Origin of the sequence: Metabacillus litoralis (assembly GCF_020524045.1) — a bacterium.
GTDB lineage: Bacteria > Bacillota > Bacilli > Bacillales > Bacillaceae > Metabacillus > Metabacillus litoralis_C.
Window position 1 is genome coordinate 14,914 of the sequence record NZ_JAIVKL010000017.1, and the last position, 16,089, is coordinate 31,002.

Annotated in this window: 16 protein-coding genes and 1 pseudogene; 8 read left to right on the plus strand and 9 right to left on the minus strand. The window is 35.0% G+C overall.

Going from position 1 to position 16,089, the window contains the following annotated elements:
- Window positions 1-5: 5 nt before the first annotated feature.
- A complete protein-coding gene (gene gatB / locus LC076_RS19340) occupies window positions 6-1,436 on the plus strand; it encodes an Asp-tRNA(Asn)/Glu-tRNA(Gln) amidotransferase subunit GatB (protein WP_146950370.1) in 1,431 nt (476 codons plus the stop codon).
- Window positions 1,437-1,722: 286 nt separating this feature from the next.
- Entirely contained in the window at window positions 1,723-2,208 is a 486-nt protein-coding gene (locus LC076_RS19345; protein ID WP_226670731.1) for a hypothetical protein, read from the plus strand.
- 41 nt (window positions 2,209-2,249) lie between these two features.
- On the opposite strand, the gene LC076_RS19350 is transcribed toward LC076_RS19345, so the two are convergent.
- From LC076_RS19350 to LC076_RS19365, 4 genes are all read right to left on the minus strand, one after another.
- Complete coding sequence (locus LC076_RS19350; RefSeq protein ID WP_226670732.1) at window positions 2,250-3,761, minus strand: potassium/proton antiporter; 1,512 nt, start codon at window positions 3,759-3,761, stop codon at window positions 2,250-2,252.
- A gap of 17 nt (window positions 3,762-3,778) precedes the next feature.
- Window positions 3,779-4,336, minus strand: coding sequence for a tyrosine-type recombinase/integrase (locus LC076_RS19355; protein WP_226670733.1), 558 nt, complete (start codon window positions 4,334-4,336; stop codon window positions 3,779-3,781).
- A gap of 147 nt (window positions 4,337-4,483) precedes the next feature.
- Window positions 4,484-5,137, minus strand: a complete 654-nt coding sequence (locus tag LC076_RS19360) for a hypothetical protein (protein ID WP_226670734.1) — start codon at window positions 5,135-5,137, stop codon at window positions 4,484-4,486.
- Between the two features lie 302 nt (window positions 5,138-5,439).
- Window positions 5,440-6,198 carry an AAA family ATPase gene (locus LC076_RS19365; protein WP_226670735.1) on the minus strand — a complete coding sequence of 253 codons (759 nt, stop codon included), beginning with the start codon at window positions 6,196-6,198 and terminating at the stop codon, window positions 5,440-5,442.
- A gap of 301 nt (window positions 6,199-6,499) precedes the next feature.
- Between LC076_RS19365 and LC076_RS19370 the strand changes: the two genes are divergently transcribed.
- Window positions 6,500-7,411: a diacylglycerol kinase gene (locus LC076_RS19370; RefSeq protein WP_226670736.1), complete on the plus strand. Its 912-nt coding sequence runs from the start codon at window positions 6,500-6,502 to the stop codon at window positions 7,409-7,411.
- Between the two features lie 490 nt (window positions 7,412-7,901).
- Window positions 7,902-9,287 carry a 23S rRNA (uracil(1939)-C(5))-methyltransferase RlmD gene (gene rlmD, locus LC076_RS19375; RefSeq protein WP_226670737.1) on the plus strand — a complete coding sequence of 462 codons (1,386 nt, stop codon included), beginning with the start codon at window positions 7,902-7,904 and terminating at the stop codon, window positions 9,285-9,287.
- Between the two features lie 3 nt (window positions 9,288-9,290).
- On the opposite strand, the gene LC076_RS19380 is transcribed toward rlmD, so the two are convergent.
- On the minus strand, window positions 9,291-10,772 hold the full coding sequence (locus LC076_RS19380; RefSeq protein WP_226670738.1) for a recombinase family protein: 1,482 nt from the start codon (window positions 10,770-10,772) through the stop codon (window positions 9,291-9,293).
- A 222-nt stretch (window positions 10,773-10,994) separates the two neighbouring features.
- Here LC076_RS19380 and LC076_RS19385 point away from each other — a divergent pair, with 222 nt between their 5' ends.
- Window positions 10,995-11,609, plus strand: coding sequence for a hypothetical protein (locus tag LC076_RS19385; RefSeq protein WP_226670739.1), 615 nt, complete (start codon window positions 10,995-10,997; stop codon window positions 11,607-11,609).
- Between the two features lie 201 nt (window positions 11,610-11,810).
- Here the strand turns inward: LC076_RS19385 and LC076_RS19390 are convergent, their stop codons facing one another.
- A complete protein-coding gene (locus LC076_RS19390; protein ID WP_226670740.1) occupies window positions 11,811-11,987 on the minus strand; it encodes a hypothetical protein in 177 nt (58 codons plus the stop codon).
- A gap of 220 nt (window positions 11,988-12,207) precedes the next feature.
- Complete coding sequence (locus tag LC076_RS19395) at window positions 12,208-12,984, minus strand: hypothetical protein (protein ID WP_226670741.1); 777 nt, start codon at window positions 12,982-12,984, stop codon at window positions 12,208-12,210.
- Between the two features lie 617 nt (window positions 12,985-13,601).
- Here LC076_RS19395 and LC076_RS19400 point away from each other — a divergent pair.
- Window positions 13,602-13,859 carry a hypothetical protein gene (locus tag LC076_RS19400; RefSeq protein WP_226670742.1) on the plus strand — a complete coding sequence of 86 codons (258 nt, stop codon included), beginning with the start codon at window positions 13,602-13,604 and terminating at the stop codon, window positions 13,857-13,859.
- Between the two features lie 80 nt (window positions 13,860-13,939).
- On the opposite strand, the pseudogene LC076_RS19405 reads toward LC076_RS19400, so the two are convergent.
- Window positions 13,940-14,560: pseudogene (locus LC076_RS19405) on the minus strand (IS1595 family transposase).
- Between the two features lie 30 nt (window positions 14,561-14,590).
- Window positions 14,591-15,019, minus strand: a complete 429-nt coding sequence (locus LC076_RS19410) for a hypothetical protein (RefSeq protein ID WP_226670743.1) — start codon at window positions 15,017-15,019, stop codon at window positions 14,591-14,593.
- 779 nt (window positions 15,020-15,798) lie between these two features.
- Here LC076_RS19410 and LC076_RS19415 point away from each other — a divergent pair.
- Window positions 15,799-15,939 (plus strand): hypothetical protein, encoded by a 141-nt coding sequence (locus LC076_RS19415; protein WP_226670744.1) that lies wholly within the window; start codon window positions 15,799-15,801, stop codon window positions 15,937-15,939.
- Window positions 15,932-16,066, plus strand: a complete 135-nt coding sequence (locus LC076_RS24265) for a hypothetical protein (protein WP_264191616.1) — start codon at window positions 15,932-15,934, stop codon at window positions 16,064-16,066. Before LC076_RS19415 ends, LC076_RS24265 begins: the two co-directional genes overlap by 8 nt.
- The last annotated feature ends 23 nt before the right edge of the window (window positions 16,067-16,089 follow it).

The following is a 16,089-nucleotide window of genomic DNA, read 5'->3' on the forward strand; positions in this document are numbered from 1 at the left end:
AAACAATGGAATATGAAACGGTCATCGGACTTGAGGTCCATGTTGAGTTAAAAACAGAATCTAAAATATTTTCAAGTGCACCAAACCACTTCGGTGCTGAGCCTAACACAAACACAACAGTTGTTGAGCTAGGTTATCCTGGTGTGTTACCTGTTTTAAATAAAAAGGTTGTTGATTTTGCCATGAAGGCTTGTATGGCTTTGAATTGTGAAGTCGCAACAGAAACAAAGTTTGATCGTAAAAATTACTTTTATCCAGATAATCCGAAAGCATATCAAATTTCTCAGTTTGACAAACCAATCGGAGAAAATGGCTGGATTGATATTGAAGTAAATGGTGAAACAAAGCGTATCGGAATTACCCGCATTCATATGGAAGAAGATGCAGGAAAGCTTGTTCACTCTGGTGATGGTTACTCATTAGTTGACTTAAACCGTCAAGGTACACCACTTGTGGAAATCGTATCTGAGCCAGATATTCGCACACCTGAAGAAGCATATGCTTATTTAGAAAAATTAAAAGCGATCATTCAATACACAGAGGTTTCGGATTGTAAAATGGAAGAAGGCTCACTTCGTTGTGATGCAAATATTTCATTACGTCCAGTAGGACAAGAAGAATTCGGAACAAAAACAGAGCTTAAAAATCTAAACTCATTTGCTTTTGTACAAAAAGGCCTTGAGTATGAAGAAAAGCGTCAAGAAAAAGTACTTCGCTCTGGTGGAGTGATTGATCAAGAAACACGTCGATATGATGAAGCTACGAAAAAGACAATTCTAATGCGTGTAAAAGAAGGATCAGATGATTATCGTTATTTCCCAGAACCAGATCTTCTTGAGTTATACATTGATGACGAGTGGAAGGAACGTATCCGTGCTTCGATTCCTGAGCTGCCAGATGCACGCCGCAAGCGCTATATGAGCGACCTTGGCTTACCAGAATATGATGCACAAGTATTAACAATGACGAAAGAAATGTCTGATTTCTTTGAACAAACGTTAGCAGCAGGTGCTGAAGCAAAGCAAGCATCTAACTGGATCATGGGTGAAGTGTCAGCTTATTTAAATGCTGAAGGCAAAGAGCTTAAAGATGTTGCGTTAACAGCAGAAGGATTAGCAGGCATGATCAAATTAATCGAAAACGGTACAATCTCATCTAAAATCGCGAAACAAGTTTTCAAAGAACTAATCGAAAACGGTGGAGATGCCGAGAAAATCGTCAAAGAAAAAGGCTTAGTCCAAATTTCTGATGATGAAACTCTACGTAAATTTGTAAATGACGCACTAGACGCAAATCCTCAATCTGTTGATGATTTCAAAAATGGTAAACAAAAAGCAATCGGCTTCCTTGTTGGCCAAATTATGAAAGCAACTAAAGGACAAGCAAACCCACCATTAGTGAATAAGCTGTTGATGGAAGAAATTCAAAAAAGATAAGTTGGAGAGGATGAAATCTTAGTGATTTCATCCTTTTTGGTTTGGTGGTGGGCACGTGGAATTGGCGTGGTGGGATGTTGATGTGTGTGCGTGTCGGCTTTTGTCGAAAAACTAATATATTCCGGAAAAGAGCAAATAAATGAGCCAGAATAGCAAATAAAAAGGGAAAAGCAGCAAATAAACGAATCAAATCAGCAAATAAACAGGTGAAAAGAGCAAATAAGTAGAATCAAGACTACAGCTAGGAACAAAAAACACGCCTAAGTATGAGCATAAGGAGGACAAAATGAATCCAAAGGACAAAAAAGATGCTTTAAACATACTAAACTTCCTATGTAAAGGAGCTACAATTGAAGGTGTAAATTTTTACGGCCCGAAATTACTACTTTCAGAAACAAAAACCAACTCAGAGCGAGTACATGGTCAGGTGTATCTGAATATTGAGAGTGAATTTTGCCTTTATCAAACAATGCCGAAATATACCCCCCATCATAATGAGTTACCAAAGCTAGATCTGGTTGAATCAGCAAAACTACTATGTGAATTAAGTTTAAAAGAAATTATCAAGGTTTCCTTACATGATGATTGTCCACATCTTTTTTTAACATTCGACTCTGGTGAAGTCCTGTTTATATGGGGACATCATCAAGAATATGAGAGCTGGCAGGTTGGGAGCACGCATGATGAATTAGATGACGAGACTTGGCTAGTCGTTGCATGTCCGGGGAATGAGCTTGCGGTTTGGGGAGCGGAGGATGTTATTGGGCTTTAAAAAATTAAAAAAGAGCTCGGACTAATCCAAGCTCTTAATAATCAATCTGTATCTTTTTCCTCAACTGACTCAATTTCCTGCTCCTTCTTCTCCTCAAGAAGCTTTTTCAACGACTGCTTACTTTTCTTCGACGTCAGAATATACAGGAAATCACCAGGCTTAATTTTCGTATTACCTGTTGGAGTGATGAGCTGATCATAGCGGATGACCGCATTAACTAGTGCCCCTTCAGGAAACTTAATGTCGAGCAATGTTTGCCCGGCGATGACTGAGTCTTCTTCGATTTCGTATTCGATCATTTCTGTGTTCACTTTTCCTAATGACACAAGTTCGAGTGAATGCATCGGTGTTGTTTTTTTAGGACCTGTTAAGCCTAATTTTTCAGCTAGATTTGTGATTGTTGCACCTTGGATAAGACAGCTTGTTAAAACAACGAAGAACACAACGTTGAAGATTAATTGACTACCCTCAATTCCTGCCAGTAATGGGAATGTGGCAAGTACGATTGGTACCGCACCTTTTAGCCCTGCCCATGATAGGAAAATGAGCTCTTTGTTTGTATAGTTCAAATTGATTGTTGAAGCAAATACCGCGATTGGTCTTGCGACGAATATAAGAATAAATGAAAGTAATAAGCCTTTTAAAATAACATCCCATGTAAATAGATCAGAAGGGAAAACGAGTAATCCTAGTATCACAAACATTGAAATTTGCATCATCCATGCAAAACCTTCGGAAAAACGAAAAATCGAATGTCTGTAGGCAATTTCTGAATTACCAATCACGATCGCTAAAATATATACAGCAAGTAATCCACTACCATTCATAAATGCAGTTACTCCATAAGTGAGTAGAGCAAAGGCAATCGCGAAAATTGGATAAAGTCCACTTGAATCCAGATTGATTCGGTTCAATGCTTTTACGACTAATTTCCCAGCAAGAAAACCAATAATCACACCAAGTCCCATTTGTAAAATAAACGTCCCAATTAACGAAATGATACTAGTATTAGGCATTGTGATGAGCTCGATCATAGCAACGGTTAGAAATACAGCCATCGGGTCATTTGAGCCCGATTCTGCTTCTAATGTTGTACCAATTCGTTCATTAATGTTTTGGTCTTTTAACACCGCAAATACAGCAGCAGCATCTGTTGATCCTACGATCGCACCAAATAGTAAGGATTCGAGCAAGCCTAAATCTAAAATAAACCAAGCAGCACTAGCAACGATTCCTGAGGTTAACAGAACGCCAAATGTTGCTAAAGAAAGTGAAGGTAAAATAACAGGGCGTAATGTTTTCCACTTTGTTTGCAAACCACCTTCGAACAAGATGATCACAAGAGCAAACACACCAATCATTTGTGCAGTGCTCGCATTATCAAAATGAATAAATCCTAACCCATCACTTCCCATGACCATTCCAATTACGATAAAGAGAACAAGTGCTGGAACACCGAGTCTAGCAGAAAATTTAGTTGTTACAACTCCTGCGATTAAGAGGATACTTGTTAATAATACAAATGTGTCTGTGTGAATGATTTCTTCAAACATTTACAACAACTCACTTTTTATAAATTTACATCAAGTCTGATTTCAATAGAAGAATCGTTCATGATCCCAATGTATTGTTTTGTTTCGGAGGGAGATGATTGCTGAAGTCGCTTTTGTATTAATGAAATAGCAATTCCCTTTTTATATGCGTGATAACCAAATGTTTTTCTTAATGTATGTGTACCAATTGCTTCAGTAATGCCCGCTTGTTTAGCAGAATCATTAATAATTCGGTAGGCCTGCTGTCGTGTAATCGGCTCTGATGTTTTCTTTGATTTAAATAAATAGTCTTCCGGACGTAGAGATCCATGTGATATACAAGCAACAACTGAGTCACGTACTCTTTCGTTTAGATAAATAGGAGGGCTTTTGTATATCGAAAAATGTAAAAATTCATTGATTTTATGATCTTCGTTTAGAAATTCACCAACACGTAGGTGTAAGAGATCATAAATTCTTATTCCAGTATTAATACCTAACAAAAGTAAACAATAATCACGATGAGAACGAGTTTTTAAATAAGCTTGCATAGAAGCAAGTTGTTCTTCACTTTTTATGGCTTCAACGTTTTTCATAATGAAAACTCCCTTATGTTACATAATATGATTATACAATAGGGTTATGTTACATAAAAGTAAATTGCTTCAATGAAAAAACTCAGAGTTCATGGCTCTGAGCTTGTGTTTGTTATTTTCTATAATGATCATAGAGCTAATAGAGGGTTATAAAATGCGGGAAGATTCTCCATCAATTAGTTTTATATTGATATAATTCGATGATCCACTTTGGATATGATTGGGAACATCATATAATTCGAGGTATTCTTTCATTTGAAGTGTCTCTTTCTGATTGGCTCCGATCGTAATCATATGTGGCCCATTTACATTCATTAGTGATTCCATTCGCAGATCATCTTCAAAATGATAGGAATCTAAAAATTCCAATTTAAAGGATATCTCTTCATTGCTACGGTTATGTAGCACCAGTTCACATTCTCCATTTAATACGTCATCTTTCAAAGATTCAAAATTGCACGTTCCATTGCCATCATATGAGTCGGCTGAAATACCACTAGCCAACGTTTCTTGATAAATCGATATGAGGAAAATAGGTAAAAGTGAGTAAACAATCATAACAATAACAATTGTGCGGAAATGATATTTTTTCATACCAACAATGAGTAAAATCAAGGCGATTAAAAATAATAGAGACCCAACTATACCAAGGGGTAGGTAGCCGTCTTGATTTCTTATTGGAAAGGACATGAATATTTCACGTGCGTCTATTGTTTGGTTGTTAGGAAACGGGAAGTATAAACACATACATACACTGAAAATCACAGCTGAAACAATGAGGACAGCTTTATTTCTGACCATTTTTGGGTAGCTCCTTAAAAAGTTATCTTATTTGTTTATAAGGTATACTATCGAAAATCTTGTTAATTAGTAGGTAACTTAAAAATAGACCTAGAAATCCTAAGACAAAGTACCAAATGTTTTTTGGCATAAAAATATCAAGGTAATAAAGAAATGCTAGTGCCCATATGAATATTGTTGAGTATTTAAACGTTTTTCTCAGTTCTACCATCCTTTGATGTTAAAAATTGGTTATAATTCATTATTGAATTGAGAACTTTTTTTGTCAATTTATTTTTAAATTCATCAATCTATCTACCATTTCATTTCCTTAGCAAATGATGAAGAATGCGATCTTTGTCATCAAAAAATTGCTTCATAATTGTGTAGTGGTTAGTGTCTTCGAGCTTTGTTTCACGAAGACCTGTTTCTGTTAATTCAATAATTTTTGCAGACGGAAAGGCCATAATAATAGGTGAATGTGTGGCGATAATGAATTGTGATTTTTCCTTCACTAAATCTTGTATTCTTGTTAACATGGATAATTGTCTTAGTGGAGAAAGTGCTGCTTCTGGTTCATCTAAAATATAAATGCCATTTCCACGGAAGCGGTTATTAAAGGTGGCGAAGAAGGCTTCACCATGTGATTGTTCATGAAGAGAGACTCCACCAAATGAATCGATTACACGTGGTCCTCGGCCAGGCTCACTATCCATTGCTTCAATACTTGAGGCAACATTATAAAAGCTCTCCGCACGGAGGAAGAAACCATCTTTCGGTCTAGCGATACCTCTGACGATTTTAAGGTAATTTTCAAGGGTTGAGTGGGAGTCATAGGTAGAAAAGTTAAAGTTGAGAGAACCACCTTCTGGATTAAAGCCAATAGATAATGCGATTGCTTCTAACAAAGTGGATTTTCCCATCCCATTTTCACCAATAATGAATGTTACATCAGGATGTAGAGTTAATTCTGTAAGAGATTTGATGCTTGGTAAATGAAATGGATATGTTTGATATGATGGAACTTCGTCTCTTTTTAAATAAATGCTTCTAATATATTGGGTATTATATTCTCTGTCCATTTTCAATCCTCCGTCCAAAAGTAACTACTTTTATTTTAACAAAAAGTTTAACTATTTGAGTTTAAAGCTTTACATTTATTTGAAAACATGGTGATAATATAGATTGGGAATAATAAGAAATTTCAATTAGACGTGGATATCGATTTGAACAATCAATAACACCAAGTAAAAATAAATGTTTCATTGTTGTTAAAATAGGACAAAGTAAGAGATGAGAATACTTGCGATTTTTTTACATAGAGGTATAATTATTGCTTGTTCAGTGTTAGAAATACATTCTTAGATAATAGGATGATGGGGAATGAAAAGAGCTAGAATCATTTATAATCCAACTTCAGGTCGGGAGCTTTTTAAGAAGAACCTACCAGAGGTTTTACAAAAATTCGAGCAAGCAGGCTACGAAACGTCTTGCCATGCGACAACATGTGAGGGAGATGCAATTGAAGCAGCAAAGCTCGCTGCTGAACGCAACTTTGATTTGATTGTTGCAGCTGGTGGAGATGGAACGATAAATGAAGTGATTAACGGGATCGCTAATTTAGATCATCGACCACAAATTGCCGTTATTCCAGTTGGGACGACAAATGATTTTGCCAGAGCGATTGGCATACCATTAAATAATGTTCTTCAAGCTGTTGAAGTGATTTTAAGTGGAGAAACGAAGAAAATTGATATCGGTAAAGTGAATGATCATTATTTCATTAATATTGCCGGTGGAGGTCGCTTAACAGAATTAACGTATGAAGTACCAAGTAAGCTAAAAACAGTTGTTGGACAACTTGCTTATTATTTAAAAGGTATGGAAATGCTTCCTTCGATTCGTCCTGCCGAGGTAGAGATTGAATATGATGGTAAGCTTTTTCAAGGAGAAATCATGTTATTCCTCGTGTCGCTTACAAACTCAGTTGGTGGCTTTGAAAAGCTTGCACCTGATTCGAAGTTAAATGATGGGATGTTTGATTTGTTAATTTTGAAAAAAGCAAATCTAGCGGAATTCATTCGCGTGGCAAGTCTAGCACTAAGAGGCGAGCATATTAATGATGAGCATGTGATTTATACGAAGGCCAATAGAGTGAAGGTTTCGAATAAGGATAAAATGCAGCTTAATTTAGATGGTGAATATGGCGGGATGCTTCCGGGTGAATTTGTTAATATGTATCAGCATATTGATATTGTTGTGTCATCTGATAAGGCGAGACAAATGGAAGAGTAGGAAACTTGGCTTAGTGATATTGCCAAGTTTTTTTATAGTTATAAATCATTATAGCTTTGGTAAAGGGAAGGGTTGATTGTGCTACAGGTTGCTCGCTTTCCGCGGAAAAATAATAAAAAAGCCCAACTGCCGGCTTTTTTAAAGATCGATTTTTCCTAGGGGCGGGCGGGTGAGCTTCTTCGGCGCACGGCGCCTGTGGGATCTCACCTGTCCCGCTGCGCCCGCAGGAGTCTCGCACCTTCCGCACAATAAACCCTTGGTGTGATATCGAGTCTTATAATACTAAATCCTAAAGTAATTATTTTTAGAGAAATATATCTATCTACGTGACTAATTGATAAGTAGAAGGGTCGACTTAACACTTAAGGATCATAGTTACCAAACAAAAATTATACACAATAGAGCGAATATACCTTATTTGAAGATTTTTTTATAGAGAATGAGTATGTTAATATAGATGAAAGAAGTAAGGTAGAAAAGGAAGAACATGATGCCAAAATTACAAGCACCAGTTATGAAGAATGAATATTATGATGTGACTTTTGAGGACCTAACACATGAAGGTGCTGGAGTTGCTAAAATAGAGGGCTTTCCCATTTTTGTAGAGAATGCATTGCCGGATGAAAAAGCGAAAATAAAAGTGATCGGTATCAAGAAAGGTTTTGCTTTTGGTAAATTGATTGAGCTTTATGAAGAAAGTAAAAATCGTATTGAAGCTCCCTGCCCGATTTACTCACAATGTGGGGGATGTCAATTACAGCATGTGAGCTACGAGGGACAGCTTGATTTTAAACGAAAACAAGTAGAGCAAGTTCTAGCTCGTATCGGAAAGCTAGATTTAACAAAGGTAAAGGTTCATCAAACTCTAGGAATGCAGGACCCGTGGAATTATAGAAATAAAGCACAGGTGCCTGTTGGTGAACGTGAAGGTGGACTTGTTGCAGGCTTCTATCAAAAACGAAGTCATGACATCATAGATATGGAACGTTGTCTGATTCAGCAAGCTGAAAATGACGAAATCGTTCAATACGTCAAAACAATATGTGAAGAATACGAAATACGTGCTTATAACGAAGAAAAGCACAAAGGCTGGCTGCGTCACATTATGGTTCGTTATGGATTAGTGACAAAAGAATTAATGGTCGTTTTCGTGACTAAAACAGCTGACTTTCCACACAAAAATGAAATTCTTGCAAAAATAACAGAGCAATTTCCACAGATTAAATCAGTTGTCCAAAACATTAACAACAAACGAACAAATGTCATTTTCGGTGACGAAACAAAGGTCCTGTGGGGCGAAGAATATATTTACGACAAAATCGGTGACATCAAATTCGCCATTTCAGCACGTTCCTTCTACCAAGTGAACCCTGAGCAAACAAAGGTGCTTTACGACAAAGCGCTAGAATATGCAAAGCTTACAGGCGAAGAATCAGTGATTGACGCCTATTGTGGTATCGGAACGATCTCGCTATTTCTAGCACAAAAAGCGAAAAAGGTATTTGGTGTTGAAATTATTCCAGAAGCAATTGAGGATGCGAAACGAAATACAGAGCTAAATGGAATTGAGAACGCTGAATTTGCTGTTGGTGAAGCAGAGGTAGTTATTCCAGAATGGTACAAGCAAGGCAATAAGGCAGATGTGATTGTTGTTGATCCACCGCGTAAGGGCTGTGATGAGGCACTGCTAAAGACAATTTTGGATATGAAGCCAAGGCGTGTTGTGTATGTTTCATGTAATCCAGGGACATTGGCGAGGGATTTACAGGTGTTGGAGCGGGGTGGATATGAGACGGTTGAGGTTCAGCCTGTTGATATGTTTCCGCATACGACGCATATTGAATGTGTGTCGCAGATAGTTTTGAGAGAAGAATAGTTACTAGCTATTGTTCATTAATGAGAAGTGGTAGGTGATTTTAGGAGTTCCATACTTGTCAACGTCAATTCGTTCAACAAGGTGATGGACCATTTCTTCAGTCACCTCTTCCTTCAGTAGAAAGCGATTTAAGGTAGTTTTTAATAGCTGAACGTCTTCAGCAAGATTCTTAAATTGGAGTGAGGCTTGTAACTCACTCCTCTTAATTTTCAATATCTTAATCTGTTCATCTGAATCGTTAGCTGCATCTCTGTATTCTTTGTGAGTAATTAAATTTTCTGCAAGCATTTCTAGATATCGTTTCTTCTTTGATTCAATATCTGATATCTTTGAATCAAGTTGCTTAATTGTTATTGAAACTTGATGGTTTTTCTTAGCGATACTAGATTCCATTTTTTCTAACAATTGTTCTTGGTTTACTTTTGATGCTGCTTCTTTTATGTCATTAAGAATGTGTTCTTCAATATACTTTTCTTTGACATTCCTTTGAGTACAAGCAGATTTTCCATGTCTTGCATATCTCCCGCAGATATAACCACATCGGTTTTGCCGGTACCACATTCCTGTCCCACAATCTAAGCAAAATAAAACATTCGTAAAAAGATGTCTTTTGACTTTCGTAAAATTTTTTTTTCGTGTGTTCATTAATTTTTGAACAGCATCAAAAACATCATGAGAAATAATTGCAGAATGTGTATTCCTAACAATAATATGTTTTTCGATAGGTTGGTTATGTCGTGATTGGGAAGTAACACTTCTTGTTGTTTCTCTTCCTTGTACCAAATCACCAGTATAATGAGGGTTACTTAAAATTTTTTTAATGGTTGAACCATGCCAAAAACGTCCAGCATTACTTTTTCCAGCTACCTTTGCAGGTGTAGGGTATCCTTTGTCAGAAAGGTGACGTGCGATTGAATCAAAACCTAACCCACTAATATAAAGTTCAAAGATGCTTTTAGTTATATCGGGAGTATTGTCTTCCGCAAGAAATAGTTTCTTATCAACTAGCTTGTATCCATAAGGAGCATTTGAACCCTGGAAATCTCCTCTTTTTGCATTAGTAGTCAAGGCTGCCTTGATACGTTCAGAAGTACGTTGGGATTCTTGTTCATAAACCCAAGCATATAAGCCGAACATATGGATATTGCCCTCTAGGGAGTTTATTGCATTATCAAATGTTATGATGTGAATGTTATGCTTTTCGGCAATATCCTTTATTTCATATGAAAGTTTTCCATTCCTAGCTAATCTAGATAATTCTTTTGAGAGTATTACATCAAACTTTTGCTCCTTAGCATCTTCAATTAACTGGCGAAGGTTTTCTCTCTTCTTATCCTTCGTGCCTGATTCTACATCAATATAGAAGCGAAATAAATCCCACCCCTTATCTGCAATAACATTGTAAAAGAAACGTTGCTGATTCTCTAAAGAAGTCTTCTGTTCCTCCTTATCTGTAGATACACGAATGTATACAGCGCATTTCAAATCATCTCAACTCCTATCATTATTGTTGAGATGTAGTAGTGTTTACCTATAAGTAATATTGACAATTTTCAGATAAAAAATTCTCAGGAATATCGGATAGAAACATATATGATTTAAGAGTTTGACTTTCGAGAATACAACACTTTATACTCAACCTAATTGACAGATTTATTTTGTTTTTTTACTGTTGAGTCTTTTATAAGGTGATTGGGAGTGTTTTTAATGAAGATAGATGAATTAATAAGAACTATTGATGAAGAATATTTTGAAGAGCAAAAACTATCCATACTAGTAAAACTGCAAGTGCCAGAAGAGATAGTAAATGCCCTATATAAAAAAAATAATCAATTAACCTCAATTTGTAAGGAAGTCGTAAATATACTTGAGGATATTGATTTTGCTGAATGGGATGAATTTAAGATAAAGGCAATATCCCACCTCATAACAGAGTATAACGAGGATGATATTGAAGTGAACTTTTCACAATGGGATTTAATTGAATTCCTAGAATCCGTCTTTTTCTTTGATATTCTTACACACAAAGAATACCAGCTTGAGTCAATCTCATATTTTAAACGAGGACTAGCAAAATACTTTAACGAGCATGATATTTCGGGAACACATGAGGAGATTTATGAAGAGCATTATGAAGACTTCATTTCAGCAGTCTACAGTGAAATTGAAAAGGAATACATTGTAGATATATCATTTACACCTAATCCAACAGATGGAGATTATGATGAGCAGATACTTGAATTTATAGATTATTATGACCAGTTGGATTATATGAAGGTATATAAGGATTTTGTAGTTGATTGTAGTGAAATATACTTATGATTGTTTTCACCATCCAATTGAAATATGTTAGATTACCAATAATTAAAATTCCTTTGGAACTAATGTATAAAAGGTGATGGATAGTTGATTTAAGCTTTGTAAACGATAGAAGAATAATGGAGCTTGGAAATGTTTCCAAGCTCAAAAGGTTTACTTAACCCATCTTTCTAAAAATGCTTAAAAATCTGTATTAAACCATTCTTATTTCCATTCTGATAAATATGCGATGTCGTTGGAAGATGGTTGTGGGTTAAATCTGTCTGTTGTAACAAGTGAAGCCATTATTATTGAATCACCAATAATAATGGCTTCTCCTTCTTTTAAAGTTGATAAAGAATCTGTTACGGGTCCTATAAGGTCTGGGAGTAATCTTTTCACATAATTCTGGTCCTCTGGATTAGTTAGTCTCATTGAAATAAAATTACTACACTGTGAAAAAATCATTTCTAATACTAAGTATCTCCTCCGCTAGTTTTTAAAACTCAGATAATTTATTTCTATTTCCACAACCAATATCCTTATAAATAGACTTAAGAGACCATTAATTTTGAGTAAATGGTCTCTTTTGTTGAATAATATATTTGTAGTAAAATTTTTCCTAAGCGTAAAGTGAAACAAGTGGAGAATTTTTCTCTTCTAAATAATCATATGAATATTTTTTACCATATTTAGTTTCATGTGATACAGATTTGATTAATTTTGTCCGATTACTATCCTTATATGCCGAGAGGACAAATTTGTTCCACCAATAACCACCTTGACCTTTGTAGTAGGTTTTAAAAGTGAAATACACATATTTATTACCTGTATCTTTTAACGAAGAAACGATAGCAGTTACTAAAACAGCTATTATTTTTGCTGTCAAAACAGCACCAGCTACTGCGCCTGTGCCAGTAGGAAGGATTAGAATAAGACCTGTTACTACTAATGCAGTTGCAACTGGTACATTGATAGCATTTTTATATGTTTTTACTAGTCTGTAAGGAATGTTTTGGCTCACAGCCATCATTTGAAGTTTTCCATCTAAGTTTGTGGAGTTGTCTTCGACAGTTGAGTTAGCAACACTCTCTTTCATAAGCTCTATATCTTCATCACTAACTAGTTCATCACCAAATTTAAGTTCATCTTTTGAACTATCATAGGAAACAGTTTCTTCTGTTTTTCCATCACTTATAACAGCTTCTTGATAATTACCATCTTTGTGTAAAGTTAAAGTATATGTAACCCCATCAATTTCGAACTCAGCCTGGTCTTCAGAATGATTTGAATCTTTTAATCTACTATTTTCTACTGGTGTTTGTGTAGCTGCAAAAGAAGTTACTGGTCCTGGTACTAATAACAAAAGAACGCTAAATAAAATCACTATTTTTTTCAAAAACCTATACCACCTTTCATCAATTTAATATATAGTATAGATTAATAGAAAAATATGTCAATAGTTACTTAAAAAGGAAGGGTTGTTTTAAAATGGAAGGTAAAAAGAACAGATATAACAGAATAATACATTATTTAACTTTTATTGGGGTTATTCTATTGGTAATCCCTGCTAGTATTAATAGTTTCTATATTCCTATAGTATTGATTTTAATGGGCATTAATTTATTTAATAATTCTTTTACTAATATCAAAGGTGGAAAATTAGTTATTTTAGGGATATTGTCTTTTTTACCTACAGTCATATATTTCATCATAACTTTAAATTTGTAAGGTTAGTTCGTTTGATATTAATACAAGAATTAGGCGAGGATATCAAAAATAAATAGTTAGAAATAAAAACACTGTTGTATTCAATAACAACAGTGTTTTTATTTCCTAGCCTATTCTATCTTTAAGGCTCTTTTCGTAAAGATTGTTGCTTTAATTAAAGAGGAATAATTTACTTTTTATGGAATTATATAGACAGAGGCTTATTCAGCTGACTGGCAGTTTTTTATGGAACAAGGATTCAGTAAAAAACAGGAAAACACTATGTTTAAACAAGGAGGGAAACTTATGAATTCAACGGGTAGATGGATTCTTTGTGTATTTGTCGCGTCAATTTCGATTCTAATGGTTGTTAAAGGTATTGATTTATGGTCATTTGGAACAAAAGTTGATGGTGATGGCGTGGGGATACATTTTCTTGGCTTAGAGATAAATGATAATGTTCCCGAAGCCAGTATCCAGAACTATGCACTTGGATTTTTCATTGCAAGTATTGATTTTAACTGCTTTAGCTCTTGTCAGGAGAACTTTTGCAAAATCAAGTAACTAATAAATGATTGATATGAAAGTAATGAGGGCTTTAACGGTATAACTAATACAGTCGTCCAAACAGGAATGGCTTTTTTTTATACCTCACGCAGGAAATTGACGGTAATGTTATTTGGATTTTGACAAGAACTTAGAAGCATTTGGTTTATCTGCTCTTTTTCAGCCAACTTCTTACTTTGCTGAAGGAAGCTGAACCAGTATAGGTAATTGTCAAGATACTTTTTAGCCACTACTTGGAACCTGTCCATCCAACCCTTTAAACGTTTATGGTAGTTATTCACATTTTGCAGATGGTAGATGCCCTTTTTGACATACCCCTCTTTGCTTAGGTTTATTGGCTCGTGTTTAAGTGCCTTGATTTGGGCAAATTTCTTGTAATTTGTGGCTGTATCTGTGCATAACAAAGAAGACGGGTCAATATAGCTTCCAATCGGAGTATTTGAAAGGTCGTTAAATGACTTTCCGCAGTCACGACAAAGATATCTTTGTCTCTCTCTGTATTTACCATTTCGCTTTACCTTCACACTTCCGCAATGAAAGCAGCCTAAACCCTCTTTAAAACGGGTTTCTCTAATTGTGTGATGCATCTTTCAATCAGCATCTTCATTATCGATAAAGTCTTCTTTTAAAAGGTTTAATAATTGAATTTGCTCGTCCTTAGTTAAGTCTGAGAACGTAGTATAGATGTCTTTAATCATAGAGAAACCGCCTCCTGAAAGATTATTTTATTACCTCTTATAACGATGGTCAAAATATCCACAATCTATGCGAAAAGAGCCATCTTTAATTATATAAGTTGATTTCATTTCATTAACAATGTTTTGAAGTCCTGAAGTGCCCTTTTTAAAAGTAGAATAATAATTTATGTATTTCTGCGCTGCGTTTAGAGCGTTCAGAGAATATTCTAGACCAAAATATTTTCTAATATATTCAAGAAATAACCTATTTGTTTCATTATTAAAGGCTCTTTTATATTCTTCTCCACTCATCATAGCAAGAAAAATAGTAATATAAGCCTGTGCAGAACCTTCGCTCATGCCTGTAGTCCTATTAATTTCAATTTTCCCTTCGCTTCTTGTTATTTTTTCTGAATATATTTTTTTTGCAACTTCATATGCATTTTCAAATTTCCTTGCAATCGCTAATTCTTGAACCACCCTTGATTAGAAGTCAAAAATTCTATTTTTAATCTCTTGTATAGCTGCTTCTTCTCATAATTTGTTGATTTCCCCAGCTTCAACAGCATTATTAATTTTTTAATGGCATTTTTTGCAGACTCTGCAATTCGACTAGATATCCAAATCCAGGAATTGAAAATGAGGCAGCAACCCCAGCAATTTTTGCTGCCTTAGCATAATCATTACTCATTTAACTGTCTCCTTTATATAACCTATAAAATAGATATTCGACACTTCCAACAAGAATCTTTCATAATCCTCAAAACCCGTTACTGATTTCCCATTCAACTAAACGGTTCCGTTAATTTAAATACGTTCTTTCACAAACTCACCTCGCTGTAGGCTGTTCTAGGCAGTTGTTTATTTGGTTCAGTAACTAGATAACATATTGCTAACGAGTTAAAAAAGATTTTACAAGAAACATATTTTGCGAGATGTAAGTCAAGCCTCCAATAAAAGAAAAACAACAATTATAGCAAATTTTAATTAAACTTTGTGGGATTATCGGAGAAACTTTTGCTCAAAGAAACTTTATTTTTTTTTTGAAAAATAATTTCGATTTTTCATCCATTTTAATTTTGAATTTTGTATTATGACAATACCAAGTTTGGAAAACAGATTGACTAGACAAAAAACAACTAGATTGGAGTGAACAACCATGAAAATGCAAATCAAAGGTCCTGTTCGAAGGATTAGAAATAGTAACAACAGAAAAATCAAGTCGTTATTAAAAATGTAATTACAAGGAGAGAAAAATAATGAGTAGCTGCACCAGCTTCTTTAATAATCGAAAGAGTGAAATCGAAAAAGTATGTATAAAACATAATGTATCAACTGATTTATTAAAAAGGTTTTGGGATATTAGTTCCCATTTGGATGGTGATAAACGTCATGAATAATAGATTGGAACAATTAAAGCTTCCTGGAACCAAAACGTATAAGTTGGTCGTACCAAGGAAAGATGTGAGAAATGAAGTTGCCTCTTTCCAAATGGAGTTTGATTTATACCTAGAAGATAGGAAGTAAGTATACAACAACCATTTTCAGTC

Excerpts from the sequence above, each read along its gene's own strand:
- gatB (WP_146950370.1), top strand. The coding sequence starts at position 6 with ATGGAATATGAAACGGTCATCGGACTTGAGGTCCATGTTGAGTTAAAA.
- LC076_RS19345 (WP_226670731.1), top strand. The coding sequence starts at position 1,723 with ATGAATCCAAAGGACAAAAAAGATGCTTTAAACATACTAAACTTCCTA.
- LC076_RS19350 (WP_226670732.1), bottom strand. The coding sequence starts at position 3,761 with ATGTTTGAAGAAATCATTCACACAGACACATTTGTATTATTAACAAGT.
- LC076_RS19355 (WP_226670733.1), bottom strand. The coding sequence starts at position 4,336 with ATGAAAAACGTTGAAGCCATAAAAAGTGAAGAACAACTTGCTTCTATG.
- LC076_RS19360 (WP_226670734.1), bottom strand. The coding sequence starts at position 5,137 with ATGGTCAGAAATAAAGCTGTCCTCATTGTTTCAGCTGTGATTTTCAGT.
- LC076_RS19365 (WP_226670735.1), bottom strand. The coding sequence starts at position 6,198 with ATGGACAGAGAATATAATACCCAATATATTAGAAGCATTTATTTAAAA.
- LC076_RS19370 (WP_226670736.1), top strand. The coding sequence starts at position 6,500 with ATGAAAAGAGCTAGAATCATTTATAATCCAACTTCAGGTCGGGAGCTT.
- rlmD (WP_226670737.1), top strand. The coding sequence starts at position 7,902 with ATGCCAAAATTACAAGCACCAGTTATGAAGAATGAATATTATGATGTG.
- LC076_RS19385 (WP_226670739.1), top strand. The coding sequence starts at position 10,995 with ATGAAGATAGATGAATTAATAAGAACTATTGATGAAGAATATTTTGAA.
- LC076_RS19400 (WP_226670742.1), top strand. The coding sequence starts at position 13,602 with ATGAATTCAACGGGTAGATGGATTCTTTGTGTATTTGTCGCGTCAATT.
- LC076_RS19415 (WP_226670744.1), top strand. The coding sequence starts at position 15,799 with ATGAGTAGCTGCACCAGCTTCTTTAATAATCGAAAGAGTGAAATCGAA.
- LC076_RS24265 (WP_264191616.1), top strand. The coding sequence starts at position 15,932 with ATGAATAATAGATTGGAACAATTAAAGCTTCCTGGAACCAAAACGTAT.